This window comes from Variovorax sp. PEI5 (assembly GCF_056679935.1).
Genome location: NZ_JBWXPH010000004.1, coordinates 92,184 through 114,126 on the forward strand (window position 1 = coordinate 92,184; position 21,943 = coordinate 114,126).

16 protein-coding genes are annotated in these 21,943 nt (G+C 60.4%); 15 read left to right on the plus strand and 1 reads right to left on the minus strand.

The window, feature by feature from the left end; all coding sequences use genetic code 11:
- Nucleotides 1–9 precede the first annotated feature (9 nt).
- Nucleotides 10–642 carry a thiol:disulfide interchange protein DsbA/DsbL gene (locus tag AC1MLT_RS22200; protein ID WP_481036560.1) on the minus strand — a complete coding sequence of 211 codons (633 nt, stop codon included), beginning with the start codon at nucleotides 640–642 and terminating at the stop codon, nucleotides 10–12.
- Nucleotides 643–1,158: 516 nt separating this feature from the next.
- Between AC1MLT_RS22200 and AC1MLT_RS22205 the strand changes: the two genes are divergently transcribed.
- The 15 genes from AC1MLT_RS22205 to AC1MLT_RS22275 all read left to right on the plus strand — a co-directional run bounded on the left by AC1MLT_RS22205 (nucleotide 1,159) and on the right by AC1MLT_RS22275 (nucleotide 21,888).
- Nucleotides 1,159–1,581 carry a Cd(II)/Pb(II)-responsive transcriptional regulator gene (locus tag AC1MLT_RS22205; protein WP_481036561.1) on the plus strand — a complete coding sequence of 141 codons (423 nt, stop codon included), beginning with the start codon at nucleotides 1,159–1,161 and terminating at the stop codon, nucleotides 1,579–1,581.
- A 1,091-nt stretch (nucleotides 1,582–2,672) separates the two neighbouring features.
- The gene (locus AC1MLT_RS22210; protein ID WP_481036562.1) at nucleotides 2,673–3,596 is read left to right on the plus strand and encodes a cation diffusion facilitator family transporter; all 924 of its coding nucleotides are present in this window, start codon (nucleotides 2,673–2,675) and stop codon (nucleotides 3,594–3,596) included.
- Nucleotides 3,597–3,617: 21 nt separating this feature from the next.
- Entirely contained in the window at nucleotides 3,618–3,995 is a 378-nt protein-coding gene (locus tag AC1MLT_RS22215) for a cobalt-zinc-cadmium resistance protein (protein ID WP_481036564.1), read from the plus strand.
- Between the two features lie 264 nt (nucleotides 3,996–4,259).
- On the plus strand, nucleotides 4,260–5,441 hold the full coding sequence (locus AC1MLT_RS22220; RefSeq protein WP_481036565.1) for a TolC family protein: 1,182 nt from the start codon (nucleotides 4,260–4,262) through the stop codon (nucleotides 5,439–5,441).
- Between the two features lie 10 nt (nucleotides 5,442–5,451).
- On the plus strand, nucleotides 5,452–7,026 hold the full coding sequence (locus AC1MLT_RS22225) for an efflux RND transporter periplasmic adaptor subunit (RefSeq protein ID WP_481036567.1): 1,575 nt from the start codon (nucleotides 5,452–5,454) through the stop codon (nucleotides 7,024–7,026).
- Between the two features lie 14 nt (nucleotides 7,027–7,040).
- Nucleotides 7,041–10,295: a CusA/CzcA family heavy metal efflux RND transporter gene (locus AC1MLT_RS22230; protein WP_481036568.1), complete on the plus strand. Its 3,255-nt coding sequence runs from the start codon at nucleotides 7,041–7,043 to the stop codon at nucleotides 10,293–10,295.
- An 88-nt stretch (nucleotides 10,296–10,383) separates the two neighbouring features.
- On the plus strand, nucleotides 10,384–10,806 hold the full coding sequence (locus tag AC1MLT_RS22235; RefSeq protein WP_481036569.1) for a hypothetical protein: 423 nt from the start codon (nucleotides 10,384–10,386) through the stop codon (nucleotides 10,804–10,806).
- Between the two features lie 289 nt (nucleotides 10,807–11,095).
- Complete coding sequence (locus AC1MLT_RS22240) at nucleotides 11,096–11,440, plus strand: four-helix bundle copper-binding protein (protein ID WP_481036571.1); 345 nt, start codon at nucleotides 11,096–11,098, stop codon at nucleotides 11,438–11,440.
- Between the two features lie 309 nt (nucleotides 11,441–11,749).
- Complete coding sequence (locus AC1MLT_RS22245) at nucleotides 11,750–13,387, plus strand: sulfatase-like hydrolase/transferase (RefSeq protein WP_481036572.1); 1,638 nt, start codon at nucleotides 11,750–11,752, stop codon at nucleotides 13,385–13,387.
- Nucleotides 13,388–13,453: 66 nt separating this feature from the next.
- A complete protein-coding gene (locus tag AC1MLT_RS22250) occupies nucleotides 13,454–15,994 on the plus strand; it encodes a heavy metal translocating P-type ATPase (RefSeq protein ID WP_481036574.1) in 2,541 nt (846 codons plus the stop codon).
- Nucleotides 15,991–16,920: an NAD(P)/FAD-dependent oxidoreductase gene (locus AC1MLT_RS22255; RefSeq protein WP_481036575.1), complete on the plus strand. Its 930-nt coding sequence runs from the start codon at nucleotides 15,991–15,993 to the stop codon at nucleotides 16,918–16,920. Before AC1MLT_RS22250 ends, AC1MLT_RS22255 begins: the two co-directional genes overlap by 4 nt.
- A gap of 679 nt (nucleotides 16,921–17,599) precedes the next feature.
- On the plus strand, nucleotides 17,600–18,037 hold the full coding sequence (locus tag AC1MLT_RS22260) for a hypothetical protein (protein WP_481036577.1): 438 nt from the start codon (nucleotides 17,600–17,602) through the stop codon (nucleotides 18,035–18,037).
- 179 nt (nucleotides 18,038–18,216) lie between these two features.
- Nucleotides 18,217–18,900, plus strand: a complete 684-nt coding sequence (locus AC1MLT_RS22265) for a heavy metal response regulator transcription factor (protein ID WP_481036578.1) — start codon at nucleotides 18,217–18,219, stop codon at nucleotides 18,898–18,900.
- On the plus strand, nucleotides 18,897–20,237 hold the full coding sequence (locus AC1MLT_RS22270; RefSeq protein ID WP_481036580.1) for a heavy metal sensor histidine kinase: 1,341 nt from the start codon (nucleotides 18,897–18,899) through the stop codon (nucleotides 20,235–20,237). Before AC1MLT_RS22265 ends, AC1MLT_RS22270 begins: the two co-directional genes overlap by 4 nt.
- On the plus strand, nucleotides 20,221–21,888 hold the full coding sequence (locus AC1MLT_RS22275) for a phosphoethanolamine transferase (RefSeq protein ID WP_481036582.1): 1,668 nt from the start codon (nucleotides 20,221–20,223) through the stop codon (nucleotides 21,886–21,888). The genes AC1MLT_RS22270 and AC1MLT_RS22275 overlap by 17 nt, the downstream gene beginning before the upstream one ends.
- Nucleotides 21,889–21,943: the final 55 nt, after the last annotated feature.

Below are 21,943 nucleotides of genomic sequence, written 5' to 3' on the forward strand. Positions count from 1 at the left end.
CGTCCACGACTATCCTTTGCGCGCCAGACCGATCAGGTATTCGGCGACATCGAGCGATCGAGAATGTGATCCCGCCATCGATCCCGAAGTCAGCCATCGGCCATTGACCCCAATCGATGGGGTACCTTCAATGGCGTAACCTTTCACGAGTGCATTTGCCTGCTTCACCTTGGTCATCACACTAAAAGATTCCATGGTCTGGATGAATTGATTTGGATCCACGCCTTGGGTTGCGGCAAATACCCTGATTTGCTCAACGGTATTGAGGCGTTTGCGCTCGCCGTGAATGACCGAAAAAACCTTGTGATGCAACTGCTCGACCAAGCCAAGGGCTTCAATTGCATAGTAAAGTTTTTGATGGAAAACGAAATCTTCACGGAAGGCAACTGGAATGCGGCGGAAAACCACATCGCGCGGAAGCTTCTTTCGCCACGGATCAACGATCGATTCAAAAGCGTTGCAATGTTCGCAACTGTAGGTAAAAAACTCCAGGACCTCGATCTGGTTCGGATTGAGCGTCGGCTGACGGGTTTGCAGTGTGTAGTACTGGCGGTTTTCGGCAGGTGTTTCTTGGGCTGCGACATGCGTTGCCGCGATTGGCAATGAGGACAACAGGGTTAGGGCAAAGAGTCGTCTTTTCATGGCAGACCAGAGTGATGGAAAGTTGATGCAACTTCTGATTAAGAACCATCAAGTTGGTAGAGAGTCAAGCGATGTGGCGTTGCGACGCAACCTTGGGGTTGTACTTCCTCATGCCCTGGGCTTGAACAGGTGCGGTGGCTTGCTCCTGGTCACCGAACATCGGGTGCGACGCGTTCGCCGGGCTTGGCCGGGCCACGGCGTCCTGGGTCATATCCCGGGCTTCAGGTTGGCACCAACGGCCATGACGCTTGATTCAACACATCGACTTTGTCGTGCATCGAGTGGGTCGAGCGCTTCATGATGTTGTGGAGCATGACGGTGGCTCGCGCTCAACCTTTCCAGTGATGGCGCACGGTGTGATGACCATGGCTGCCGTCGCCTATCGGTCAAGGTTAAGCGCCGCGAAATGCCGGTGCAGCACTTGGCGCGTCGCCTTCTTCGGTGATCGGGCACCTTGTACCTGCTGGAAGGTCATGCGACTAAGATGAGTGTTCGCAAAGCATTGGAGGGCATGGCATGAAGATCGGTGACTTGAGCAAGGCCACGGGCGTGGAGGTAGGGACGATCCGGTTTTACGAACGCGCGGGCCTGATTGACTTGCCCGACCGTCTCCCCAATGGCTACCGCAGTTATGGGCCTCGGCACCTGGAGAGTCTCGCGTTCGTGAGGCACTGTCGTGCACTGGACATCCCTATGGCCGACATCCGGCGCTTGCTGGATCTCGCGACGCTGCCGAGTGGCGCATGCATCAACGTCGATGAACTGGTTGATCAACAGATCGAGCGCGTGCGCACGCGCATCACGAGCCTGAAGGCGTTGCAAAAACAGCTTACGGTTTTGCGTGCCAAGTGCTCGAAAAATCACCCCGATGACGGATGCGGCATCTTGGGCGAGTTGGTTTCTGCCGCTCATGGCGAAGCCTGCGTGTGCCATTCTTGAAACCCTCAGACATCGGATGAGAGGGTCCTGCAGGTCGAAAACGATCGACTTGTGTTTGTGTCGCTGGACTGGGCCTGATCGCCAATGATGTCGCTTTTTAGTCCAACGTTAGGCGCGTGAGCGCGGGGACAACAACCGAGCGATGTCGTGTTTGCAAAAGACAGGAGATCAGCCGTGGCGTCCAACGTGCTTCACGTGCTGAGACGTTGAAGCTGTCTTTCACCAGTCTTCCCGTTTTCAATAAACACTTAGGAGCCGTCGCTCGATTTTTGATCAGCGTGGCATCACTCACGGATGGGCATTACTTAATGGCGCTGACTTGAACGGCAGGAGGGTCAACGTTTGAGGGTGCGGCTGGCTTTCACCGTGGCTTTTGCTTTTCTTTAGTTTTCGATGGCTTTTTTCTTTTTTGTCCCTGACTGAACCGATTTTTTAATTTCTCCGAGCACGATTGATGACGCGGATTCATTCGGCCTGGGCGCCGCTGCCAGCGCCAGACCAAATAAGCAATCAATCCGAAGCAGCAGCCAAAGACCAAGCACGCAATGAGGATTCTCCCTTCATCTTGAGCTGTGAATTGATTTTTTTCTTTTTCGAACCTGATTGAACCGAGTCGTCAATTTCTCTGAATACGAATGACGGCGAGGAATCACCCGGCCCGAGCGCTGCTGCCACCGCCCGCACAAATAAACCACCAACGCAAAGCAGCAGCCAAAGACCAAGGAAGCGACGAAGATTTTCACTCCGACTGAATCACTTGGGACGTTGGCACTCATGACGTTGCTTTGAATTGACTGAAAAAAGTTCTGTTTTTGCCTGGAGTTCACAGGCGCCTGAAGCTTGAAAAGCAAAAACTCCGACCGAGTTTCAAGCCGACGGCATATGAACCCAGGGATTTTGCTTGCACTCGACAGCAAGGACAGCAGATTACAAAAATGTAATCCTGCGGTCGGGAAATCGCAGGTCTTCAGGCTTAGCATCGGCCTCCTGCGTGTCCACTGTCACGCAAGACATACCCAGGCATAACGCTTCAAACGGCGTTCATGCGAGGTTGTTAGGCTCGCGGTCTGTTTCGCATCAACCTCATACCCATGTCCTCTGGCCATTCACACTCTCACGCGGTTCAGCCGACTGACGCCAACCATGCGCGATCGCTGTGGCTGGCCCTGGGCCTGACCACCACGTTTCTGATCGCTGAAGTGATCGGCGGCGTCGTGACGGGGAGCCTGGCCCTGATTTCGGACGCGGCGCACATGTTCACAGACTCCGCCGCGCTGGCCATCTCGCTGGTGGCCATCCGCATCGGTCAACGTGCGGCCGATGGCAAACGCACGTTTGGCTATCACCGTTTCGAGATCCTGGCTGCTGCCTTCAACGCGCTGCTGCTTTTCGCCGTAGCCGCCTACATCCTCTACGAAGCCTACCGCCGCTGGAGCCAGCCGGCCGAAGTCCAATCCGGCGGGATGCTGGCCATTGCCGTACTCGGCCTGATCATCAACCTCATCAGCATGCGCCTGCTGTCCTCGGGCAAGGACGCCAGCCTGAATGTCAAGGGTGCCTACCTGGAGGTCTGGAGCGACATGCTGGGCTCCGTCGGTGTCATTGCTGCGGCAGCAGTCATCTGGTTCACCGGCTGGGTCTGGGTCGATTCGATCATTGCCGTGCTCATCGGCCTGTGGGTGCTGCCGCGCACCTGGGTGCTGCTGCGCGACAGCATGAACATCCTGCTCGAAGGCGTTCCCGCCGATGTGGACCTGGACAAGATCCGCATGGCCCTGACGGCTTTGCCAGGCGTCGATTCGCAACACGACCTGCATGTGTGGGCGCTGACCAGTGGCAAAGCCAGCCTGACCGTGCACCTGGTCAGCACGTCGGCCGACCCGATAGCCCTGATGATTGCGGCGAGAGACCTGCTTGAGGAACAATTCGGGTTGCACCACACCACGGTGCAGGTCGAACGCGTGCCTTGCGAAATGGCCTCGGGCGATCACCGCTTCACCCACACCGCTGCCTGAGTCCTTCGTCACCCATATCCCATGACCCGCTGGTTGCTCATCGTTTTGATGGTTCTGCTGCCGGCCCAGTTCAGCTGGGCGGCGGCGGCGCCTTACTGCGCGCACGAGAGCAATCCCACTTCGTTCCACATCGGGCACCATGCCCATGTGCATCAAGGCTTATCGGCCGAGACGCAGCACACGTCCTCGGAGCCAGAAAAAGAGACTTTCAAAAATTCCCTGGCGTCAGACCACAGCGACTGCCACTACTGCCATGGGGTGGCGGGCCAGCTTGCGTCTCCTGTCACGCTGCAGTTGGAACTGCCTGCACGCCACGTCTTTGTCGCTTTCGTCATAGCGAAGCTCGAAGGCAGTCGAGCGACTAGCATCGAACGCCCTAAATGGGCACGCGCCGCCTGAGCCGGCGCGTTTGCTTCCAACCCCCACACCCTTGCAGATGATGGTTTGACAGACAACGCGTCGGATTTCTTGGTCTCGTTCCTATGACTGGAGAATTCGATGTGCAGGTTTTTCGTGCCGTTCGCCTTGGCGTTGACGGCCTTCGCGGGCAGCCACGCGCTGGCCCAACCCCAAGGCATGGGGACCGCGGCGCCCATGGCGCCACCGTCTGGTGGTTCGCTCCCGCTGTCCGCTCCCTTAGCTCCCCCGGTGGCGCCAGGGTCGGTGGCCTTGCCACCGCTCACGCTCGCCGGTGCGATTCGCACCGCGCTCGACAACAACCCTGAGATCCAGGTCGCACGGCGCGAGATCGATGCGGCCCAGGGTGCGCGCATCCAGGCGGGTGTGTTCCCCAATCCGACCTTGACCGCGCAGATCGAGGACCCCCGGCGCGACAGCCGCACCAACACGGTCCTGCTGAGCCAGCCGTTCGAGCTCGGCGGCCAGCGTGCCGCGCGCATCGAGGCCGCCGAACGTGCGCTCGATGTGGCGCGTGTCCAGCTCGAAGCCCGCCAAGTCGAGTTGCGCGCCAGCGTCACGGCGGCCTTCTTCGTCACCCTGACGACGCAGGATCGGGTCCAGCTCGCGCAGAGTTCGCTCGAACTGGCCGCGCGTGGCAGTCTGGCGGCGAGCAACCGCGTGCGCGCGGGCAAGGTCTCGCCGCTGGAGGAGACCCGCGCCCGGGTGGCGGAGGCGGGCGTTCGCCTGGAGCTGGTTCAGGCCCAAGGCGAACTCCAGACCCAACGCCAACAACTCGGTGCCTTGCTTGGACGCCCAGCGCTGGACCAGACGCTCGATGGCAACGCGTTGACCATGCCTGGCTTGCCAAGCATCCAGGACGTCGAGGCCCGCTTGCCCGGCGCACCGGCCAGCCGCGAGGCGCAATTGCAGGTGCAGCGCTTCGCTGCCTTGGCCAATGTCGAACGTGCGCGACGCATCCCCGACATCACCGTGACCGCCGGCGGCCAGCGCGACCAGACGCTCGGGCGCAACCAGGCCATCGTCGGCATCTCCATTCCGCTGCCGATCTTCGACACCAACCGCGGCAACATCGCCCAGGCGGTAAGCCGGCGCTACCAGGCCGAGGACCAGGCCGCCGCCACGGCGCTGCGCCTGCGCTCGGACGCCGCCACGGCGCGCCAGCGTTATGCCAACGCGCTGGCCGAGGTCGACACGCTGCAAAAAGATATCCTGCCCGGTGCCCTGACCGCCTTCAATGCGGCCACCACCGGCTTCGAGCTGGGCAAGTTTGCCTTCCTCGACGTCCTGGACGCCCAGCGCACGCTGCTGCTGGCACGCGCCCAGTACCTGCGCGCGCTGGCCGAAGCGCACCGTTCTGTCACCGACATCGACCGCCTGCTGGGCGATCCGGCCCTGTCCAGCGGCCTTTCCCTCTCCAATCCCTGAAGGACTCATCATGGTGCAACCACGGTCCACGGCCTCCGGCCGACCCAACCGCAAGCAACTCATCGTCATTGCCTGCCTCATCGCGCTCGGCGTCGTTGCCGGCGCCTTCATCCTGCGCAGCGGGTCCACGTCCAAGGCGGGCGATGGGGCCGAAGTACAGGCTGAGCGCAGCGAAACTGGTAAATCCGAAGGCAAGGACGATGGCCACGGACACGGTGCAGAAGGGGCAGGCCACGAGGAAGAAGCACCCAAGGGCCCGAACGGCGGACAGCGTTTTACCGAAGGCGACTTCGGCCTGGAGTTGCTGCTGACCGAGGAGGGAGGCACCCCACGCTTCAAGGCCTGGATCTACAACAAAGACAAACCGGCCTCCTTGGATGGCAATGAGGTCGTCCTCTCGCTCACACGCCCGAACGGCGACACGCAGGAGATCAAGCTCACGCCCAAGGGCGGCGTCCTGAGCAGCGACCAAGCCGTGCCCGAGCCGCACGTCTTCGAGGCCACGGTGGCGGTACAGACGCCCACCGAACCGCACCTGTTCACCTTCAGTCAGCAGGAAGGCAAGGTCGAGATGACCGAGGCGCAGATCCAGGCGGCCAGCATCTCCCTGGAGACCAGCCGGCCGGCGAGCATTCGCAGCGCCCTGCAGTTTCCCGGTGAAATCAAGTTCAACGAGGACCGCACGGCCCACATCGTGCCGCGCGTGGGCGGTGTCGTGGAGAGTGTGAGCGCCAACCTGGGTCAACGCGTCAAGCGCGGTCAGGTGCTGGCGGTCGTCTCCAGTGCCATGGTGTCGGAAACACGCGCTGAACTCCAAGGCGCACAGCGGCGGCGTGAACTCGCCAAGACCACTTACGAGCGCGAGAAGACCCTCTGGGAGCAAAAGATCTCGCCCGAGCAGGACGTCTTGCAAGCGCAGCAGACACTGCGCGAGGCGGAGATTTCCGTGGCGAATGCCACGCAGAAGCTCCTGACCCTGGGCGCGTCCACCAGCAGTTCGTCCCTGGGCCGGCTGGAGTTGCGTGCGCCCTTCGACGGCATCGTCATCGAAAAACACGTCGCTTTGGGCGAAGCCGTGCGGGAGGACACCACGGTTTTCACCATCTCCGACCTGTCCAACGTGTGGGCCGAACTCAACGTGCCGGCGCGCGACCTGTCGCAAGTCCGCGTGGGTGAGCGGGTGATGGTGCGCGCGGGCGCTTCGGACACGACGGCGAACGGGACGGTGTCCTATGTCGGTTCCCTGCTGGGCGAGCAGACGCGCACCGCACGTGCCCGAGTCGTCCTGCCCAACCCGCAGGACGCCTGGCGTCCGGGCCTGTTCGTGACCGTGGAGGTGGTGGCCAACGAGGTGAATGCGCCCGTGACCGTGGCGTCCTCGGCCATCCAGACGCTGGATGAGAAGCCGGTCGTCTTCCTGAAGGTCGAAGGCGGTTTCGTGCCGCAGCCAGTGCAGCTCGGTCGCACCGACGGCAAGCGTGTCGAAGTCACGAGCGGGCTGAAGCCGGGCGCGAACTACGCTGCCGCGGGCAGCTTCGTCGTCAAGGCGCAGCAGGGCAAGGGCTCTGCGACGCACACCCACTGAGGCATCGACCGACCATGTTCGAACGCATCATCCGATTCGCCATCGACCAGCGCTGGCTGGTCATGCTGGCCGTGCTGGCCATGGCCGCCCTGGGGGTCTACAGCTACCAGAAGCTGCCCATCGACGCCGTGCCCGACATCACCAACGTGCAGGTGCAGATCAACACTGCCGCACCAGGCTATTCGCCGCTGGAGACCGAGCAGCGCGTAACCTTCCCGATCGAGACCGTGATGTCGGGCCTGCCCGGCCTGCTGCAGACGCGCTCGCTCTCGCGCTACGGCCTGTCGCAGGTGACGGTCGTGTTCAAGGACGGCACCGACGTCTACTTCGCGCGGCAGCTGGTCAACGAGCGCCTGCAGTCGGCCAAGGCCGGCCTGCCCGTGGGCATCGAGCCCATGGCCGGGCCGATTTCCACCGGCCTGGGGGAAATTTACCTGTGGACGGTTGAAGCCAAGGACGGCGCGAAAAAGCCGGATGGCACCCCCTACACCTCGACCGACCTGCGCGAGATCCAGGACTGGATCATCAAGCCGCAGCTGCGCAACGTCCCCGGCGTGACCGAGATCAACTCAATCGGTGGTTATGGGAAGCAGTACCAGGTGGCACCGGACCCGGAGAAGCTGTTGGCTTACGGGTTGTCCTTGGCCGACGTGGTGAAGGCGCTGGAGCTGAACAACGCCAACGTTGGCGCCGGCTACATCGAGCGGCGCGGCGAGCAGTACCTGATCCGCGCACCGGGCCAGGTGCGCAGCATGGAAGACCTGCGCAACGTGATCCTGTCGAACAGCGGCGGCACGCCGGTGCGCGTGCGCGACGTCGCGACCGTGGGCATCGGGCAGGAGTTGCGCACCGGCGCGGCCACCGACAACGGCCGCGAGGTGGTGCTGGGCACGGTGTTCATGCTCATCGGCGAGAACAGCCGTGTCGTCTCGCAGGCCGTGGCGAAGCGGATGGAGGAGATCAACCGCACGCTGCCTGCCGGGGTCGAAGCGATCACGGTCTACGACCGGACGGTGCTGGTCGACAAGGCCATCGCCACCGTCAAGAAGAACCTGCTCGAAGGCGCGGTGCTGGTGATCGTGGTGCTGTTCCTGTTCCTGGGCAACCTGCGCGCGGCGCTCATCACGGCGCTGGTCATTCCGCTGTCAATGCTCTTCACCTTCACCGGCATGGTCAACCAGAAAGTGAGCGCGAACCTGATGAGCCTGGGCGCGCTCGACTTCGGGATCATCGTGGACGGCGCGGTGGTGATCGTGGAGAACTGCGTGCGGCGACTCGCACACACGCAGGCTCATCACGGGCGACCTTTGACGCTCAAGGAGCGCTTTGACGAGGTCTTCGCCGCGTCACAGGAAGCGCGCCGCCCGCTGCTGTTCGGGCAGGTGATCATCATGATCGTCTACCTGCCGATCTTCGCCCTGACCGGCGTGGAGGGGAAGATGTTCCACCCGATGGCCATGACCGTCGTCATCGCGCTGCTGGGCGCGATGATCCTGTCGATCACCTTCATCCCGGCGGCGGTGGCCCTGTTCATCGGTAACAAGGTGGCGGAGAAGGAGAACCGTCTCATGCTCTGGGCAAAAAAGGGCTATGAGCCCTTGCTCGAGCGTGCCCTGGGCGCCAAGGCGGTGGTCGCCACCATCGCGGTGATCGCGGTCGTGCTCTCCGGCCTGCTCGCCACGCGCCTGGGCAGCGAGTTCATCCCCAGCCTGAACGAGGGCGACTTCGCCGTACAGTCGCTGCGCATCCCCGGCACCAGCCTGACCCAGTCGGTCGCCATGCAGCAGCAGCTCGAACGCACGCTGAAGGCCAAGTTCCCGGAGATCAAGCGTGTCTTCGCCCGCACCGGCACGGCCGAGGTTGCCTCCGACCCGATGCCGCCGAACATCTCGGACGCCTACGTGATGCTCAACCCGGAGAGCGAATGGCCCGAGCCGAAGCGAACGCGCCAGGAAGTCGTGGAGGCCGTGCAGGCCGAAGTGGCGAAGCTTCCCGGCAACGCCTATGAGTTCTCGCAGCCGATCCAGCTGCGCTTCAACGAGCTGGTCTCGGGGGTGCGCGCCGACGTGGCCGTGAAGGTCTTCGGCGATGACATGGACGTGCTCAATGAGACAGCGCGCGACATCGAGCGTGTCCTGAAGTCCATCGACGGCGCCGCCGAGGTCAACGTCGAGCAGACCACCGGTCTGCCCATGCTCACGGTCAACATCGACCGCGAGAAGACCACGCGCTATGGCTTGAACGTCGCTGACGTGCAAAGCACCATTGCGACCGCGATTGGCGGCCAGGAAGCAGGCACGCTGTTCGAGGGCGACCGGCGCTTTGATATCGTGGTGCGTTTGCCCGAGCGCCTGCGCAGCGACATCGAGGCCATTCAGCGCTTGCCCATCGCGCTGCCGGCCGCTGCCGCAGCCGCGTCTACGGGTGTGCCAGCAGTGACTGGCGTCACGCCCGCCGGTGGGAGCAGCAACCGGGTCAGCTTCATTCCGCTGTCCGAGGTGGCCACGCTGTCGCTGGCGCCCGGGCCCAATCAGGTCAGCCGCGAGGAAGGCAAGCGCCGCGTCGTGGTCAGCGCCAACGTGCGCGGGCGCGACCTGGGCTCGTTCGTCACCGAGGCCGAGGCGGCCCTGGCGCAGCAGGTCAAGGTGCCCACCGGCTACTGGACCACTTGGGGTGGCCAGTACCAGAACCTGCAGTCGGCCACGCAGCGCCTGCAGATCGTGGTGCCGGTGTCGCTGCTGCTGGTCTTCGTGCTGCTGTTCGCGATGTTCGGCAACCTGAAGGACGGCCTGGTCGTCTTCACCGGCATCCCGTTCGCGCTCACCGGCGGCATCCTGGCGCTGTGGCTGCGCGACATCCCGCTGTCGATCACGGCGGCCGTCGGCTTCATCGCCCTGTCGGGCGTGGCCGTGCTGAACGGCCTGGTGATGATCTCCTTCGTCCGCCACCTGCGCGAGGGCGGCGCCACGCTGGACCAGGCGGTCCGGGAAGGCGCGCTGACGCGCCTGCGCCCGGTGCTGATGACCGCGATGGTGGCCTCGCTGGGCTTCGTGCCGATGGCCATCGCCACGGGGACCGGTGCCGAGGTCCAGCGCCCGCTCGCCACCGTGGTCATCGGCGGCATCCTGTCGTCCACCGCGCTGACGCTGCTGGTGTTGCCGGTGCTCTACCGCTTCGCGCACCGGCGCGACGAGGACGCAGAGGAAGCGCAGGAGCAAGGCGAACGCGTCAATGGCGCACTGCTCCTGCCGGCCCAGCACCCCGCCTGAACCCGTGCCGTGATCGCCCTCGCACGGCGGCATGGCCGAGGGCAGATTTCTTTTCTCCAACCCCCCATTCACACGAGGTACCTGCATCATGAAAACGTCTTCCCTCATCGCTGCTGCCACGCTCGCGCTCAGCCTGTGCGGCCTGACCCAGGCTGCCGAGGAACACAAGGGCCACGGGCACGACGACAAGGCCGCAGCGCACCCGCACGAGGCCAAGGCGCAGCACGGCGGCGTGGTGTCGGTGGTCAAGGACACCAACTACGAACTGGTCACGCGCGCCGGTGAAATCCTGCTCTACGTCACCGACCACGGCAAGGCCGTGGACCTCACGGGCGCGACGGCCAAGCTGACGCTGCTCTCGGGCAGCAAGAAGGAAGAGCTCACGCTCACGCCGGGCAAGGACGCCCTGCAGGCCAAGAGCGATTTCGCTGTGGCCGCTGGCACCAAGGCCGTGGCGCAGGTGGCGATGAAGGGCCAGCCGGCTCAGGCCGTGCGCTTCTCAATCAAATGATCTCTATTTGACGCGATTTCGATCGCAGTTTCTAAAGGCGCGATGAGATGACGTTCATGGCGCGGATTGAATGTCCGCCATAAGTTCAATTCTGAACATAAGTTTCATCACCAATCCGTCACAGGATGAGACAGTCACTTCGAATAGCGCGCGGCAGGTTTAAATATGAATATCAACCGCGCTGCTGCGTGGTTGAGTTGCTTAATAAATTTTCTTTACGGCCAGGAGGTTGCTTATAGTGCTTGAATGAATTCAATGTGATTTAAATTTAGTTAACTTAAAGGACATCATGGAAAACACAAACACCAATCTGCACGCGGATTGCATCAGAATCTGTCTCGAATGTCATCAAATTTGCACCGCAACGGTTGCCCACGTGCTTCACAACGGTGGAAACCATTCCGAGACGAAGCATTTGATAGCTCTTTTGGATTGCGCTCAATTTTGCGCTCTCTCTGCAGATTTCATGAGCCGCCTGTCACCTCATCATCATCACATCAGCAAGGAATGCGCGGAAATCTGCAACGCTTGTGCTGACATGTGCGAAGCACATGAAGATCCTGATGGCCAAATGAAAAGATGCGCAGAAGCATGCAGGCGCTGTGCTGAAAGTTGCGCTGGCATGAGCGCTTAAACACTCAGGTGGGCGCTGTCGCAAATATTAATTTCTCGCTGCAGCGCTCTCCACAAAACAATGCCGCAAGCACGATTTCGCGCAGGATGACTTGATACGCCTATCAAGGGTGAATGAATCAGATTCGAAGTTTTATTTTTAGTAACCCACCGATCAAAATCTCTAACCACCTCCGTTGATCAGTCTTCTGGAGCCGTCCGCTTCGCTCATTGCGCGCCCATTGCACCGGCGGTCGTTTCTTCTAATTGACTGATTCGGAAAATTTCTAGATGGCTTTGGCCATCTGTGACTGAGCCATCAGCATTAAAAATGCATCCGTATATAAAATTTCAGGAATTTTTGAAATTGCCTGAGCGAAAAAGTCTACTGGCATTGCTTTTGTTGTGGGGCTGCTTGATCGCACTGGTCGTTTTGGGGCACGATGGCTGGCGCATCGGGCAGATGCTTTGGCTGGCGATGCCCGGTGTGCTGTGGTATAGCTGGCCAGTGCGCAGTCTTTCATGGCATCGGATGCGCACAATTGCATTGACTGCGTGGGCTGTCATTTTTGTCGCTGACGCAATGACACGCGCCTACTTGTTGCAAGCTTATGGTGCTGCGCCGGACAGTGCACTGGTACTTGGTGCAGTCGCGAACAGCAATCCTCGAGAGCAAGCCGAATATTTTTCGAGCAATTGGCGGTCGATCGGGCTGTGGTCAATGACACTGATCTTGTTCAGCGTTGTTGCTTGGAAATTGGCTGATCAAGGCCGTAGGAGTAAGGGTGTTCGCCCGAAATGGACCACGATCGCAATATGTGGACTGCTGATCATCGGTGGCATCGCGTATGCCAGCAAGCCGTGGCGTCGACTGCATCCAGTGGTGTTTTGGACTCACTGGATCACCTCGGCTGGGGAGCTGCGCGCCGGATGGAATGATCAGCAGAAAATGCGTGATGATGCTTTGGCACGCGCTGTGGCAACTGCTCCAATCATCACAGCTACCAAACCATCGACGGTCGTTTGGGTCATATCGGACAGCGTCAATCGTGACAACATGTCGCTCTACGGCTATGGACGAGCCACGACGCCAGCACTACAGGCGCAGAAGGACCAGGTGGGCAACCAAATGGTGGTTCTGCGTAACGCGTGGTCGACCGAAGCGAGTACCTTGCCTGCGTTGCGAAGCATGTTCAACTTCGGTGTGCCGGATCAGGAAGGATCACAGCACGTGCTCGCAATGGCGCGCGCTGCGGGCTACAAGATCTGGTGGATGAGCAATCACGATGACATTGCCGTCGAACAGCAGCATGCGCGTTTTGCAAATGTTGTGGAGATGGTGAACCGCACGCCAGGGCGATCAGGCACGTCACTCGACGGTGAATTGCTGGATCATTTGAAAATCGCATTGGAAGATCCCACCGAACGCAAATTGATTGTTGTTCATTTGCTGGGAGCACACCCGCATTACAGTTTGCGCTTTCCCGCTCAAAGCAATCCTTTCGATAAGGCAACTGATAATGTCGAACGCCAGCTAATCGAAAGCGGAAAATCTTCTTGGATCAGGCAATCCAGAAAAGAATATGACGGCGCCATACGCTATCACGACACCGTGGTCGCCCAGACATTGCAACTCACCCGCACGATTCCTTCCTCAACAGAGGATCGAGCATGGATGTATCTTTCAGATCACGGGCAAGAAGTGGGTCACGTGAGCAACCGGGCTGGGCACAGTCCCATGACCGAATCAGGCTATCGAATCCCTGCGTTAGTTTGGCGCAATCGTCAGCAAGACATAAAAATCGGTCTTGATGAGCGGCCGTTCCGCTCCGATTGGGTCGGTTGGACGATGGTCGATTTGTTGAAGATCGATTGGGACGGGCGTTCGGAAGCCCGAAATGTTTTGGATCCTTCATATGTCTGGCAACCTCCAACATTGCAATTTCCTATAAAGTCATTTTTTAAATAAAACCGGCTTTCTTCAGAACTCTGCGCAATGCGCCCGGCAACCAAGAATAATTCAGAAAAAGACGCCATGACTGACAAGCTTGAACTTGATATTCCCATCCTGCTGCCTGAGGTGGGTGACACAGCCGATGCCTGTGTCGGCCGCCTTATATCGACGCTGAACGCGAAGACTGGCGTCGCGCATGTGCATGTACGCGCCGCCGATGGCGATGCACCGGCGAAGCTCTGCATCCATTTCGATAGCGGGGTGCTCCCGCTGCATCGCGTGCGTGAGATGGTGCGCGCGGCTGGCGCGGAGATCAGCGGGCGATACGGCCATGCGACATGGCAGGTCGAAGGCATCGGGCATGAACGCCGCGCCCGCAGCGTCGGCGAGACCTTACGCCAAGTACCCGGCGTGCTGCAGGCGGATGCCAGCGCCTCAGGCAGTGTCCGCGTCGAATATGACAAGGGACACGTCGATGAGGCGACGATCATGGCGGCGATGAGCAAGCTCAAAGTCATGCCAAAGAAGCAGACTGACTCGGATCATGCCGGCGCACGTGCCGCACACCTGCACAGTGCTGACAACCACGCCAGGCACGATCACGGACTTGATGGCCATGCCGAAGACGCGGAGAAGCATGGGCCGAATGATGGACATGATCACGCACATGCAGGGTTTCTCGGTCCCAACACCGAATTGATTTTTGCTCTCACTTGTGGTGCGCTGCTGGTGATCGGTTTCGCTGTGGAGAAGCTGGTTGCGGGTGCACCTGACTGGATTCCGATCGCCCTCTATATGGGCGCCTATGTCCTCGGAGGCTTCTTCACTCTGCGCGAGGCGATCGACAACCTGAGGCTGAAGAAATTCGAGATCGACACGCTGATGCTGGTTGCGGCTGCCGGGGCTGCTGCACTCGGAGCCTGGGCGGAGGGGGCGCTCTTGCTTTTCCTGTTCAGCCTCGGTCATGCGCTCGAACACTATGCAATGGGACGGGCCAAGCGCGCCATCGAAGCGCTGGCCGAACTCGCACCTGACAAGGCGACTGTGCGTCGCAACGGGCAGATTATGGAGATTCCCGTCGAAGAGTTGGTGGTGGCCGATGTGGTGATCGTCAGGCCCAACGAACGCTTGTCCGCCGACGGCTTCATCATCAAAGGGTCGAGCGCAATTAATCAAGCTCCCGTCACCGGCGAAAGCATTCCCGTTGATAAGGAACCGGTTGCCGATGTAGAGACGGCACGCGCGAAGCCCGATGCGGTCGAAGCCGCATCACGTGTCTTCGCCGGCACGATCAATGGCGGCGGCGCAATCGAGATCGAAGTGACACGGCGTTCCAGCGAGAGCGCACTTGCCAAGGTCGTGAAGATGGTGAGCGAAGCGGAGACGCAGAAGTCGCCCACGCAGCGCTTCACCGATCGGTTTGAACGCGTCTTCGTGCCTGCGGTGCTGGCCCTCTTCTTTATTCTCCTTTTCGCCTGGGTGGTGGTCGATGAACCTTTCCGCGTGAGCTTTTACCGCGCGATGGCAGTGCTGGTCGCTGCCAGCCCGTGCGCACTGGCGATCGCCACTCCCAGTGCAGTCTTGTCCGGCGTTGCGCGCGCCGCACGCGGTGGGGTATTGGTGAAGGGCGGTGCGCCGCTGGAGAACCTTGGCTCGTTGAGGGCGATCGCGTTTGACAAGACAGGCACGCTGACAGAAGGGCGCCCGCGCATTACCGATGTCGTCCCGGTCGACGGTGCAAGCGAGGAAGAACTACTGACCCTGGCCGTTGCGGTTGAAGCTTTGAGTGATCATCCGTTGGCACAGGCGATCGTCAAAGATGGGCGCGAACGCTTAGGCAAACGGGAACTACCGAGCGCGACAGACCTCAAAAGCCTGACTGGACGGGGCGTCACCGCGACCGTCGATGGCGAGACAGTGTGGATCGGCAAGGCTGAAATGTTCGGCGTGGACAACATCCCGCCGCTGAACGCTGCTGCGACCGGGGCCATCGCCACCTTGCGCGAGGGCGGCCGCACGACCATGGTTGTACGCAAGGGCGACCGGGACATCGGCGCGATCGGCCTGATGGACACGCCGCGCGAGGCAGCCAAGGTCGCGCTCAAGCGCCTGCGCGACATGGGCATCACCCGAATGATCATGATCTCGGGAGATCACCAGAAGGTCGCCGATGCCATCGCAAAGGAGGTTGGACTCGACGAGGCGTGGGGCGATTTGATGCCGGAAGACAAGGTTGCCTCGATCAAGAAACTTGCTGGAGAGGACAAGGTCGCTATGGTCGGCGATGGCGTCAACGACGCGCCGGCCATGGCGTCGGCAACGGTTGGCATCGCTATGGGAGCAGCCGGATCGGACGTTGCGCTGGAAACGGCAGATGTAGCTCTGATGGCCGACGATCTCGCGCATCTGCCATTTGCAGTGGGTTTGAGCCGCCATACCCGTGCCATCATCCGGCAAAATGTGTTCGTTAGCCTTGGCGTCGTGGCATTCCTTGTGCCCGCTACGATCTTCGGCTTAGGCATCGGCCCAGCGGTCGCTGTGCATGAAGGGTCGACGCTTCTGGTCGTCTTCAACGCTCTTCGCTTGCTCGCCTATCGCGATCCCGCGAAGGAGATCGCATGACGACGGATCGCTACGACGCATTAGTCGTTGGCGGCGGACCGGCAGGCCTCACGGCCGCGATCTATCTCGCGCGCTACCACCGCCGCGTCGTCGTGGTGGATGACGGGAACAGTCGCGCTAAATGGATACCGCTCTCCCATAATCACGCCGGCTTTCCGGACGGGATCACGGGCGACGAGTTGCTGCGACGGATGCGCGAGCAGGCCGAACGCTATGGCGCCACAATTTTGACGGACCGCATCAACAAGGTCAGCGGTGAAGTCGACGCTCTGCAAGCGCAAGGATCAGCCGCGACTATCTACACGCGCGCCATCCTGATCGCAACCGGCGTCAAAAATCGCAGTCCCGTGCTCGATGCTGATATGCATCGCGAAGCCCTGCAGCGAGGAATGATGCGTTACTGCCCCATCTGCGATGCCTACGAGGTAACCGGACAGGCGATTGGAGTGATCGGCGCGAATTCGCACGGCGTCGCCGAAGCCCTGTTTCTGCGCACCTTCTCGGACCGAATCACACTTGTCGCGCATAAGGTGATTGATCTTGATGCCAATGATCGCAAAACACTCGCAATGGCCGGTATAGCAGTTGCACCGAGTCCGTTGGATCGGATGGATTTTTCGGGCGATCGGGTTTTGCTCCACTTGAACGATGGCAGTGAATTGAATTTTGACACGATTTATCCCGCACTTGGGTCGGATATCAATAATGCTCTTGCGCAACAGTTGGGGGTTGAGTTAAGTGACGATCATTGCATCGTCGTTGATGCCAAGCAGCGCACCAGCGTCGCGGGTGTTTATGCCGCCGGCGATATAGTTATGGGGCTTGATCAGATCAGTGTCGCGATGGGCCATGCGGCCTCAGCGGCGACAACTCTCCATAATGATCTTCGCAACCGTGACAGCGACAGCAAAGACACTGCAGCATGAAAGCCTGCTTATGCTCAACTCGTTGCATGGATTCATGAGTTGCATCCGAAGCTCAGGAAACGCGTTAGCGGCGGAGTCTTAGCACTATCCCGGCCTGCTGCGTTAAAGCAGACGGTGGTGATCGCATTGTGCACGCTGGAGCAGAGCGATAATGTCGTGGCAAAAAACACGGTTGTGCAGGCCAACCCAGTGCAGTTGTAAGCATCACCTATTCGTTCAAAAAGCTCTCGCATCCATTAAATACATTAAGAAATTGCCGTTTGAGCGTGCGCACAGAGTGGAAACGCCAACTTGAAGTGATTCTGCCTTGATTTCATGCATAGCGAGAAGTTAAAAGATTTACTTGTACGTAAAATTGAAATCCAGGAAAACAACCTGCTCAGGTTATGCTACAACATCCGGGGTCAAGCCCGATTAAAAAAGCGATTTTGTCGATGCAGTCAAGTCATCAGGAACAGTGGGTTTGGATCCCTTCGCGGCTTGGCTGCAATTGCATTTCACTCGCGACTGAACGGATGCGATTCAGATCACAACCTTGACTGGCCTGCCAAGCGGGTAAAGGCCCAGATAACCAAAATGTAATCTGACAGTCGGAAAGTTGGCGGGTTGGACTTTTAAAGTTGCTTCATGCCACCGATGAGGTGGGTCTATCAACCAACTAACTTCGAAAGACACCGACATGAACACCGTTTCGCTGCGCGCTCCCTTCCTCGCCCTGGCCGTCGTTCTGGCCGCCGTCGCCACCCCGGCCCTGGCCTACAAGGGCACGAACTACAAGGAAGGCGACCCGACGCCCATGACCGTGCGTGGGGAGCGCTCGCCTGCCGCCGTGGCCGCCGAAGCCCGCGAATGGACCCGCACGGCGCCGACCCTCGGCTACCCCGAAGGCCAGCCGCAGGCCATCGCGCCGGTCAAGGCCAATCAGCGCGCCCAAGTGCGTGCCGATGCCCTGAACTGGATGCGTTCGGGCCTGGGCGACGTGCAGTACAAGGAAGCGGGCGCCGACCGTGCGCAGCGACCGTACCGCCAGGCCATGCAAGCCTACGTGCAGCTCCAGCAAGGCGTCTCCGCCGCCGCCGCATCCACCACCGGCGTGACGGGTTCGGTGGCTCGCTGAGCCACATCCCGGGGGAACCGATCCCCTGGGCCGCGACTGCCGATGACCTGTCACCAAAGCCTGCGCCCGATGAAAGATCGGCCGCAGGCTTGTTGCTTGTCTGGGCTTGGCAAAGTTTTCACATCGAGGATCGATTCCATGGTTCTTGCATCACCCACCTCCCTCGGCATCCCTGTACCGTGAGAATCCTTGTCATCGAAGACGAGCCCAAGCTGGGCGACTACCTGCACAAGGGTCTGAGCGAGAGCGGCTTCACCGTTGACCTCGCGCGCACCGGCACCGAAGGCCGGGCCATGGCGCTCGATGGCGCCTACGACGCCTTGGTGCTGGACGTGATGCTGCCGGGCATCGACGGCTTTGCGGTCCTGGAAGCCGTGCGTAAAACCAAGACGATGCCGGTCCTGATGCTGACCGCGCGCGACGAGGTCGCCGACCGGGTGCGCGGTCTGCAAAGCGGCGCCGACGACTACCTCTCCAAGCCCTTCGCGTTCTCCGAACTGCTCGCGCGGCTGCAGGCCCTGCTGCGCCGCGGCCAGCTGCGCGAGGTCACGCACTACGCGCTGGGCGACCTGACGCTGGACCTGACGACCCGCCGCGCCACGCGCGCCGGGCACCGTCTGGACCTGACGGCCAAGGAGTTCGCACTCCTGACGCTGCTGCTGCGCCGCCAGGGTCAGATCCTCTCACGCACGCTGCTGGCCGAGCAGGTGTGGGAGATGAGTTTCAGCACCGAGACCAACGTCGTCGAGGTCGCCATCCGGCGCCTGCGCGCCAAGATCGACGACCCGTTCGAGGACAAGCTGCTCCACACGGTGCGCGGCATGGGCTACGTGCTGGAGCGCCGGCTGGACGACGGGCCGTGACTGCGGTCGCGACCCCAACGTCGATCCAGGCCTCGCTCTCGCGCTGGTTCGCCTTCCAGACGCTGATCGGGCTGAGCGCCGTCTGCGCGGTCATCTATGCCCTGACGGCCTGGAGCTTCCAGCTCAAGCAAGAGAGCGAGTTCGAGCGCCATGTCGAACTCGTGGTGCATCTGCTGCAGGAGCCGCGCAGCGATTCCCAGCAGCTCGCACTCAAGCACAAGCTGGATGATTTCTTCCGCTCGCACAAAGACATCGGCATCGTCCTGTATGCCGACGCGCGCGCGGTCTACGAATCAAAACCCGCCGATTCATCGACCCGGTGGCGCTGGATCTCGACCAACCTGAAGGACGTCCCGCAACTGGGCGCCGACCCGACACTGTGGCTGGGCGTCGATGTGCGCGAGGACGACAAGCTCCTGCATCGCCTGGGCCTGACGCTCCTGGGTGTGGCCGTGCTGGGCTCGATGCTGGTCTCGCTCACGGGCGTGCTGCTGGTGCGCCGCGGCCTGAGGCCGCTGCAGCAACTGGCAATGCAACTCAGCGCGACCGGGCCGGAGTTTGCCGGCCGTCGCATCGACCCGGCCACGTATGCCCTGGAACTCGTGCCCTGGATCAACCAGTTCAATGCGGTCCTCACCCGTGCGGAGCAGGCCTACCAACAGCTTGAAGCCTTCAACGCCGATGTCGCGCACGAACTGCGCACGCCGCTGGCCAACATGATCGCCGAGGCCGAGGTCGAGCTGGCCCGGCCGCGAACGCCCGAGGCCCTGCAGGACGCCTTGATCTCCAGCCTGGAGGAGACACGGCGCCTGTCGGCCATCGTCACCGACATGCTCTTCCTGTCGAAGGCCGACCGTGGCGCGACGGCCCGGCGCTCCGAACCCGTCAGCCTGGCCACCCAAGGATGGGCGGTGGGAGAGTTCCATGAAGCGGAACTGGAGGAGGTTTCACTGCAGTTCAGGGTTCAGGGCGATGCGATGGTCCGCATCGATGTCTCGCTGGTTCGTCGAGCCCTGTCCAACCTGCTGAGCAATGCGATCCGCTATGCAACACCCGGGACGACCATCGACATCCGCATCGAGGGCTCGCAGGACATGGTCTGGCTGCGGGTTGCCAATCGCGGTGCCGAAATCCCGGAAGACGCCTTGCCGCACCTGTTCAAGCGGTTCTTCCGTGCCGAGCGCTCCCGCTCCCGGTCCTCGGCCCACCATGGCCTGGGTCTGGCCATCGTCGCCGCCATCGCGCGCATGCATGGCGGGGAGACGTCGGCCCGCTCGGCAGGTGGCGTGACCGAAATCTCGTTTTCATTGAAAGACGACCGTGACAGCTTTCTCTGAATTGCCTCGCAGGCTCAAGACTTCCGAGCGTGGTATTTCCGCTGTCTGGGCCTGCGTCGCTGCATCGAGCTGGATCGTTGCTATCGACAACCTGTCCTTTTGGCGCACGTTCATCGGAGCTCAACAAAGCACATCGTTTTTTGTCGGCGTTGCCGCGTTGTCATTGGGCCTCGTCCTTGTCGCGCTGCTCAGCACGGCGCTGCGTGCACTTTGCCTTCATCGCCTCGGCACTGCAGTCATCAGCGTGGTTCTGCTTGTCTCTGCAGGGGTGGCTCATTACGTCGACAGTTGGGGAGTTCTGTTCGACAAGGCGATGATTCGCAACATCGTCGAAACGGATTTTCGCGAAGCAAGAGAGTTGTTCTCCTGGCCAGCGCTCACCGATCTCGCGCTGCGCGGCCTGTTGCCGGCAGGCGTGATCTGGTATGTCGGCGTTCGTCGAAGCACCGCCACTCAAACGTTGTTGCAAGTCACCGGTTTCGCAGCCAGCGCCGCCGTACTGACAGGCATCGTTGCTTTCGTCTTCTACGGGACCTTGGCCACCACATTCCGGGTTCACCGAGAGCTCCGATTTCAACTCGTGCCAAGCAATTATGTCAATGCAGTCTACGGCTTCTTGAAAACAAAAAAAACCAGCGCAGCGACATTGGCAATTGCGCCGGTTGCCGACGATGCGATGCGCGAACCTGCGCCAAACCAAAAACCGCGCGTTTCGATTCTTGTTGTGGGCGAAACAGCCCGTGCCGCAAACTTTTCGCTCGGAGGCTATCTGCGTGACACCAATGCGGCGCTCGCTGCCAAAGATATTTTTTATTTCAAAAACGTCACGGCATGTGGAACGGACACAGCAACGTCGCTGCCCTGCATGTTCTCAAACCTCGGTGCGAACAAATTTTCGGTGAGCGCGGCACAAGCAAGAGAAAACGCACTGGATGTTCTCAAGAAAACCGGCGTTGACGTGACTTGGTATGACAACAATTCCGGCTGCAAAGGTGTTTGCGACCGCATCCCTTCGACGCAAATGCCAACCATTGGGGAGCCCGACTTGTGCAGGGATGGAGCCTGCCAGGACGGCATTCTGATAAAAGCCCTTGAGAACAAGTTGGCCAATGTCACCCAGGACATGATGATTGTGCTGCATCAACTCGGCAGCCATGGGCCATCGTATTACAAGCGATACCCGCCGCCGGGTCGATTTCAACCAACCTGCGACACGAACCGCATCCAGACTTGCTCACGCGAAGCACTTGTCAACACTTACGACAATTCGATCGACTATACGACACAAGTTTTGGCTCAGGCCATCGAAGTCGCTCGTCAGAAACAGTCTATTTTTGATATCTCTTTGTTATATATTTCAGACCACGGAGAAAGTCTGGGTGAAAAAGGTCTCTATCTTCATGGGTTGCCGCCAATGCTGGCGCCTTCCGAGCAGCGATTGGTCCCCATGATTGCCTGGTTTTCGCCGGGAGCAAGTGCACGGATGAAATTGACTCAGAAATGCATGGCTGCGATCATCGATGCACCCTATTCACACGATAATTTGTTTCACACGCTGCTGGGCATGCATGCTGTCATCACGCGTGCCTACCAGGCTGATTTGGACGTGTTCGCAAACGCGCGGTCAAACCCAGCTTGCCTGATCGATTGATTTAACGTTTTTGTCCCAATGCTTTGGAAAAATCGGCAACGACGACAGTTTTTGT